4 protein-coding genes and 1 pseudogene are annotated in these 7,960 nt (G+C 44.8%); 2 read left to right on the top strand and 3 right to left on the bottom strand.

Annotated features, from left to right (window positions below):
• Positions 1-133 precede the first annotated feature (133 nt).
• Together QUA90_RS25160 and QUA90_RS25155 are read left to right on the top strand one after the other, a co-directional pair.
• Positions 134-667: pseudogene (locus tag QUA90_RS25160) on the top strand (hypothetical protein).
• Positions 668-951: 284 nt separating this feature from the next.
• The gene (locus QUA90_RS25155; RefSeq protein WP_333083440.1) at positions 952-2,682 is read left to right on the top strand and encodes an NAD(P)H-quinone oxidoreductase subunit 4; all 1,731 of its coding nucleotides are present in this window, start codon (positions 952-954) and stop codon (positions 2,680-2,682) included.
• A gap of 67 nt (positions 2,683-2,749) precedes the next feature.
• Here the strand turns inward: QUA90_RS25155 and QUA90_RS25150 are convergent, their stop codons facing one another.
• From QUA90_RS25150 to QUA90_RS25140, 3 genes are all read right to left on the bottom strand, one after another.
• Positions 2,750-4,372, bottom strand: coding sequence for an NB-ARC domain-containing protein (locus QUA90_RS25150; protein ID WP_333448231.1), 1,623 nt, complete (start codon positions 4,370-4,372; stop codon positions 2,750-2,752).
• 421 nt (positions 4,373-4,793) lie between these two features.
• The gene (locus tag QUA90_RS25145) at positions 4,794-6,758 is read right to left on the bottom strand and encodes an ABC transporter ATP-binding protein/permease (RefSeq protein WP_333448230.1); all 1,965 of its coding nucleotides are present in this window, start codon (positions 6,756-6,758) and stop codon (positions 4,794-4,796) included.
• Positions 6,759-6,979: 221 nt separating this feature from the next.
• The gene (locus QUA90_RS25140) at positions 6,980-7,819 is read right to left on the bottom strand and encodes a DUF1361 domain-containing protein (protein ID WP_333326111.1); all 840 of its coding nucleotides are present in this window, start codon (positions 7,817-7,819) and stop codon (positions 6,980-6,982) included.
• Positions 7,820-7,960: the final 141 nt, after the last annotated feature.

Here is a 7,960-nt window from a genome sequence, read left to right as displayed (position 1 = left end):
CTACCGAAACTGGTCTAAACTAACTATGTTATTCTACCACAAATATAGTCTGTCTACTTACGCCGAGCTGTACTAGCAACTTGAGTTAAAATAGACAAATTTACACAAAGATTTCTGGTTGAAGGTTAATACAATGGTACTCGAAGCTCCGTCTATCAAAGCCAAACCAACCGTCACCTGGGAACCCCTACCAGCTAACTTCGTATTACCCGACGATCCTGTGGAAAATACTCAACAACCTTCTCTCGCGGCTGCTCTCACCGATGCACTGGGAGCCGCAGGATGTATCTAGCCAGAAATGCTGATCAGCTCTAATTTGGGGCTAGTCGCAACTATCAATAAAAACATTGTGGTCAAAGCTCCAGACTGGTTTTATGTGCCGGAAGTGCATCCTCTAGTAGATGGGGTAATTCGCCGTAGTTATACTCCTAATACTGATGGTGCTAATGTGGCGATCATCGTGAAGGAGTTTCTCTCGGAAGCAGAGCAAACCATCAACTGGCTGCGCTGGTGGGATAATTTAGGTAATTTGTTGGTGTGGAGTTCAGAACAAGCTGAGCAAGAAAGGCAAAGGGCTGAGCAAGAAAGGCAAAGGGCTGACCAGGAAGGCCAAAGGGCTGAACGATTGGCGGCTAAGTTGCGCGAATTGGGAGTTGATCCAGATTGAACGCTGATTGAAAGCTAATTTGCGATCGCCCTTAATACACAGGACTTACCCAACCATCTACCACAATAGGCGCAACCCCAGGCAGATTGCGCCTACAAAACGCTATATTTTGTTGTTCGTAAGTCCTAAATCGAAAATCAAAAATCAATTGACGTGTGTAGCAACTCGTGATATTGTAACCCCCATTTATCTGGATATAAAAAATATTTATGAATAAATCTTAAGTTTTAATTAAATTTAGTATTATAATTTTGGTAACTTCCCACTAAGTATTTATTCTCACTATGATAGCGGATCAATTTCCTTGGCTGACCGCAATTGTCATCCTACCCCTCCTCGCTTCCCTCGCCATCCCTTTTCTGCCGGATACAGACGGCAAAACCATTCGCTGGTATGCCCTAGGCGTAGGCATTGCAGATTTTGTATTAATGTGCTGGGTGTTTTGGACTCATTACGATCCAAGCATCTCTAGTTTCCAAATCGTAGAACAATATCCCTGGATACCTTCTTTAGGCCTCAACTGGTCTGTTTCGGTTGACGGACTGTCTGTGCCGTTGGTACTGTTGGCGGGATTGGTGACGACACTATCAATCTTTGCAGCCTGGGAAGTCGATCGCAAGCCACGACTCTTCTACTTCCTAATGCTGGTGATGTACTCCGCACAAATAGGAGTCTTCGTCGCCCAAGACATCATGCTGTTGTTCATTGTCTGGGAACTCGAACTAATTCCGGTGTACCTCCTAATCTCGATTTGGGGCGGACAAAACCGTCGCTACGCAGCTACCAAATTCTTGATTTACACCGCAGGCGCTTCCATCTTTATTTTGATAGCGGCCTTAGCAATGGCATTCTACGGCGGAGGCACCCCCACCTTCGACATGGTAGAACTTGGCTTGAAGGACTACCCACTGGGTTTAGAATTACTGCTTTATGCGGGATTGTTAATTGCCTTCGGTGTGAAACTGGCGATTTTCCCCTTCCACACTTGGCTACCTGATGCCCACGGCGAAGCATCTTCTCCCGTGTCGATGATTCTGGCCGGCGTATTGCTGAAAATGGGCGGATACGGACTGATTCGCCTGAATTTGGAACTTCTTCCCCAAGCACACGTTTACTTTGCACCGATTATGGCGGTGCTGGGCGTGGTCAACATTATCTACGGCGCGCTGAATTCCTTCGGTCAATCCAACATGAAGCGCCGCCTAGCGAATTCGTCGATTTCTCACATGGGATTCGTGTTGTTGGGTATTGCTTCCTTCACGGATTTGGGAATCAACGGGGCGCTGTTGCAAATGATTTCCCACGGTTTAATCGCCTCAGTATTGTTTTTCCTGGCTGGCGTTACTTACGATCGCACCCATACAATGATCATGGACGAGATGGGCGAGATTGGGAAAGTCATGCCGAAAGTGTTTGCTTTGTTTACCGCAGGCGCGATGGCATCCTTGGCACTCCCCGGAATGAGCGGTTTTGCTAGCGAATTGTCAGTGTTTGTGGGCGTCGCAACTAGCGATATGTACAGCGGTTCTTTCCGCGCGGTGACAGTGTTCCTGGCGGCAGTAGGACTGATTTTGACGCCGATTTATTTGCTCTCGATGCTGCGACAGTTATTTTACAACTGTGGGACACTCGCGGCTTGCGACCTTGAGGATCTAAATTTGCAGAATCAGAGAAACAATCTGGATGAAGCGGTTTGTTTTGGTAATAGTTGCGTTTTGCCTGGTGATGCACCGTTTATTGATGCTAAACCTCGGGAAGTGGCGATCGCATTTTGCTTTTTGATACCGATTGTCGGCATTGGTTTTTATCCCAACATGGCGATGCAAGTCTACGATGCCAAGACTGTCGCAGTCAACGCAGAAGTCCGCCAATCTTACATCCAAATTGCTCAACAAAATCCTCGGATTTATGCGAATCAACTTTTGGTTCCCAAAATTGCCCAAGCTCAAAAATCGCCTGCTTTGGACAAAATTACACGGTCTGAATCTGCATCGGTTTTTGGCATTGTCAAATAATTTTACCGAATTCTGTTTTTGTTGATAATTGGGCGATCGCTTTTGTCAAAGGGCGATCGCCTTTTTGTTAGCACTGAATTTCTGAAATAATCTGCGCCAGATTCTCCCTAGCATATCCCACCTCAAGAATCGATTTATCCTCCAGATCAGAGGCAACTTCGGTCAGGATATTTAGCGGTTTTTCAAAGCCTGTAGTTTTCGCCAACACAACTTGCAGCCGATTTTTTACTAATTCTAAAATAGAGCTAATGGGCTCGCCTTTATTCCCTTTCTTTTTAGCAATTTTGATGCTCAATTTGTGAGTTTTCAACAGCCGCATTCTTTCTATTCCTTGGGTCTTAACCGTCTCCAAAACCTCCGCTCGAATCTGATCGACTAATCGGTCGGTCACATATTGCACGATCAAAGGCTGAAGCATAAAAACAGTTTCCCCGCCCTCACTAATTTTGTCAATGAGCGAGCGACGACCCAGAGAATCGAGATTTTTCAGCAAATCCGAAAGCGATGAATTGACCAACATCAGCTCTCGCAAAGTCGCCAGGGAAACTGGGTTTTGAGCAATAGCAATCCAGTAGGCAATCTCTTGTTCAGAACTAGACATTCTATCGAACTGCTGCGCCAGCAAATTGCTGATATGTTCTTCAATAAATAACGCCGTTGCTTCCAAAAACTTTAAAACATTTCCCTCGAAAAACTCATTAATTGTTGTAGCTACAATCTTTAATGCTAACAGATTGCCTCCGTACCGGGATAACAAGATTTCCAACTCTTGAGCTTGAGGCAACAAACCTTTTTCTTGGAAAATTTCCCGCGCTATTTCCTCGGAAATAGCAGGTTTTAAAGACCGCACTTTTTCTCCCGCCAGCAAAGCCAGTTCCGTAGGCTCTTCCGAACTAACTAGCAGTAAACAGCTATTGTGATTGACCTCACACAGCCGCACGATTAAATCTCGATATCCTTCGTAGCCTTCCCGGTAGTGCCCCGCTAATTCTTCGGGTCTGAGAACGGCTTCAAAATCGTCTAAAATTACCAGACAGCGGTGTTTCCGCAGATACTCGACCAAGCGCGAAATTTTGCTGTTGAGGTCGATGGGTACATCGGGTTTTTGTTGGTTAGAAAAAAGTTGAATTAAGCTCCCTAGAAAGTCGGATGGTGCGGGTGTCGATCGCAGCGATCGCCAAATCACAAAATCAAACTCATTCTGTACCTGTTTTGCCAACTGCACCGACAGAGTTGTTTTGCCACTACCAGCCAAACCAAGCAGCGCTACCAGGCGACAATTATCTGATACAATCCACTGCTTTAAAGTAGTTAATTCTTCAGTCCGTCCGTAAAAAACCGAAACATCCGGTGCTTGGCCCCAATCTTCCTGTCGGTGTCCAATCGCCATCTTCAATAGAGAGCCTTTACCTCCACTAAAATCGCTCGTTCCCTGATCGATGTGGTATGAAAACAGCAACTGATGCCTCAATTCCGAAAGCTTTCCAGGGCCGTTCCCCCCGATCTGAAACTTTTTGTAAACTTCGCCGAGTCTTTTGCGAACGGCGATGTCGCTAATGCCAAGCTTTGTGGCGATGGTCGCTGTAGATTGACCGTCGAGAGCCATAAACACAGTTTCTAACTCGGCATCTGTGACACCGCGCTGTTTGGCGATCGTTTGCACAAAGTTTTGAGGAATCGGAGTAGTCAAGGTAGGAATCTCGTCTATACTAAAAATCTATCTTCTATTATATTGTGTGAGTTCTCGCAGGCGAGCAATTGAATCGAATCTACTAACGTTCAGCTTGCTTTTTGTTGTTTGGGCAGTTTTAGATATTTATACCCAATTATCGATTGTGATACCAGTTTAAAAAAATGCAACTCTAGGCCCCTGATCCAAACCAATACACAATCAGTCATTCTCAATTCTTTAATCCTTTAATCTAAGATGGTATGAGAAAGGGGGGAGTTAATCTGCATTAATTGTTGCTATTTCCCTACCCCTAAAACCTATTGTAGAGTGGAGGCGCGACGCTTAATTTATAGCACCCAACCATAAATCTCCAACCGCACCACAACCCACCGCGAACCAACAACCGGGTAAATTCACAATTCTTGAAAGCAGGGCTGTATCAGCTAAAATTTGTCGCACTAGCGCGGTATTCTTGGGCCGAAAGCAGCCGCCAACTCCCATCGCCCAGAAGTTCCAAAACCTGCTGGTGATATTTCACTAAGCTCAATCGGTGGCCGACACTCACAAACGTAGTTTTAGTGGCTTGCAACTGCTCGTATAAATGTTGCTCGTTCTTCAAATCCAAAGCACTTGTCGCCTCATCCAAAATAGTATATCTCGGTTCCGTCAATAACAATCTAGCAAAACCTAAACGTTGCTGTTCTCCCAGCGACAAAATCTCACCCCAATCTAAATCCGCATCAAAACCGCCCAATCTGTCAGGCAAATCTGCTAAGTTTACGGATGCCAAAACGCGGCGCAATTTTTCCTCATCAACCTCGCTGCTGGTGTTGGGATAGAGAAGTTGCGATCGCAAACTCCCCAAAATCATATAAGGACGCTGCGGCAAAAACAGCATTTCGTCCAATTCGGGCCGCGCCAAACGGCCCGTTCCCGATTCCCACAAACCCGCAATTGCCCGCAGCAAAGAACTCTTCCCAGCACCGCTTTGCCCGACAATTAACAGTCCTTCACCGGGCGACACGGCTACCGACAAATCCCTAATCAAAGTCTTTTGATGCTGCGGAGTATCTAAAGTAACGTGTTCCAGTGTCAATGGCGAACTTATAACTGTATCGATTGTTCTGAAGTCTAGTTTTACAGCACTTTTTTCATCTCTTAGAGCCTCATTGAACGTGGCTAAACGATTAATGCCGGCTGCAAAAAAACTCAAACTTTCAATCCTATATACCACCAAAGAAAATGCTTCTGAAACCTGACGAAAAGCAAATTCAGCTTGAGTGATATCGCCGTATCTGATCTCACCCGCAAAATAGATAGAAGCCAGGAATAAAGAGGGGATAATATAAGTTGCATATCTATAGCTAACTCTAAAATATCCCAGACTTCGCTGCCAACCAATTAGGAAATTAAAGTTCCGAACTGCTGCTAAAAATCGGTGTTTTACCTGAACCGATTCCTGTGCTTCTCCCCGGTAAAAAGCAATTGATTCTGCATTATCCCGAATGTGAACCAATCCATAGCGAAAGTCAGCCTCTGTGGAGAGCTGATTGAAGTTCAAAAATATCAATTTTTTGCCAAAAAATATCATGACTGTCGTGCCAAAGACAGCGTAAATAATTAGTCCGATCGAAAGACCTTTGGAAATAGACCACAGAATGCCGGTAAAAGAAATAATATCGATAATTGCCCCCAATATCAGCAGCAAAAACTCTAAACTTGTGCTAGTGAAAGATTTGATATCTTCAGCAATCCGCTGGTCGGGATTGTCAATTTTCTTCTGAGAATTGATTTCGTAATAAGCGCGGTTTTGAAAATAACTACCCAGGAAACTATCAGTCATCCACTCTCGCCAGTATAATCCCAGTTTATCTTGGGTATACTCGTAAATAACAACTATCGGGGTAGCGATAATAAAAACTCCAGCATAAACCCACATAAACCGCCAAAAAGTAATCTGATCTTTTTCAGCCAGCGCTGTCGTGAAAAAATTACTAATATAGCTAATAATTACGTTAATCCCGCTAACAGACAGCGACAAAAATACCAGCAGAGCTAACATGATCCACTGTTTCCAGCGCGGGATCAACTTGCTTCTAAAAAAGACAAAAGCAGCTAGCGGGAGGATTAGCATTAAACCAACGATCGCAATTTTCGGTGAGTAGATAATTCCTTTGATTAAAGTAGCTAAACCAGCCGCAACTCCATTAAAAGCCTCTGGGAATAAGACTTGAGTACCCAAACATACAGCGCTGACGAACACAAACATCGCAGCGAAGAGAAATATCAACAACAGCGCTACTAATCCTAAAAAGATTCTGCCTCCCCCAGGCTCTAAAGGATAAAAGTAAGGTTGGGCGATCGCAATAAATCTCTGCCACAACTGACGGTCAAATCGATTCATCTTTGCTGTTTACAAAACTACTTTGACTGTTCTAACATATCAAGTTTTGTGACAAAATGCAGCAGTAATTTATTTGGGAGTTTGGCGAAAAAATTTGTCTCACCCACACACGGAAACTTGTTTTCCGAGTTAAGTGGTGGAGAGAAAAAATGGGGGAGCTTACTTCAAGCTCTTAGATTCATCTGTTGAATCAATTCTTTAATCTCAAATCTCAAATCGCTCTAGCTCGAAGAAGTTGCGCTATCGCCGGCCAAGTCCGACTGCAACTTACTGCTGTAAAATCGTTGGCTAATCCCTAAAATTACTTGTTTCATTAGCCAATACAAAACAGCAATTACTAGAAAAGTGACAGCCATTACTAAAACCGGACGCTTGCCTATCAAATCGTTCATTACTGTGTTAACTAGCGCATCGGGGTTGGTCAGAATGTCCCAAGTGTTGAAGCGGATAAATCGCCCTAAATAAATGCCGATCGCCGAAAGTGCGTGTATAGTTATCTCCGTTGCCAGGATAAATCTACTCAAACCCTGTTGCTTCAAATAGTAGCCCAAATTCATCACCGACAGCACGTAAGCCCCAAACCCGGCTAGCATAAACGCTAGATACTGCGGGATCAAAGCTAGAGTCACAGTCCACACCGAGTTTCCCTCTTTAATCTGCTCAATCAGGTGAATGATATCAGTTAAAACATAGGGGGCATTGGGTAAGAATGCGATAAACCAGAAAAAGCCGACCCACCACCGGAGAGAGCGAACTCCGCGCTGCCGCAGTACCCAGATGTCTACAGCCATCAATGCGAGTGTAATGGCGATCGCCCCCAAAACGTAAGTTGTGCCCACATCTTGCACAATGTGCTTCAGATAGCCTAAAACATGGCGCATACTGGGCAAAAAAGTAGCGCCCAGGAGAATGCCCGTACCCCACAGCAGCCAGCGCGATCGAGGTTTGCGGAACAGCCAAAAACTCAGGCCCAGCGGTACTAAACCCAAAAACAAATTCCAAGACATCCAGCGGACATTGTGTCCCATTGCTTGCAGGGCTTCCAGGATTAATCCCATCATGTCAATTTTTATACAATTAAAGGTTTGATGCAGCACCGCTTCGTTAGCAGCTTCAGTATATTTTAGTCGTTAACTTGTAGGGTGCGTCAGCTTATCGCGGCGCGCCTGAAAATCAATAACTGCTGACGCATACTAGCAGTG

The organism is Microcoleus sp. D3_18_C4, from assembly GCF_036702355.1.
In the GTDB taxonomy this organism is placed as follows: domain Bacteria; phylum Cyanobacteriota; class Cyanobacteriia; order Cyanobacteriales; family Microcoleaceae; genus Microcoleus.
The sequence above is the reverse complement of the archived record's forward strand: the minus strand, read 5'-3'. Positions and strand labels throughout refer to the sequence as shown.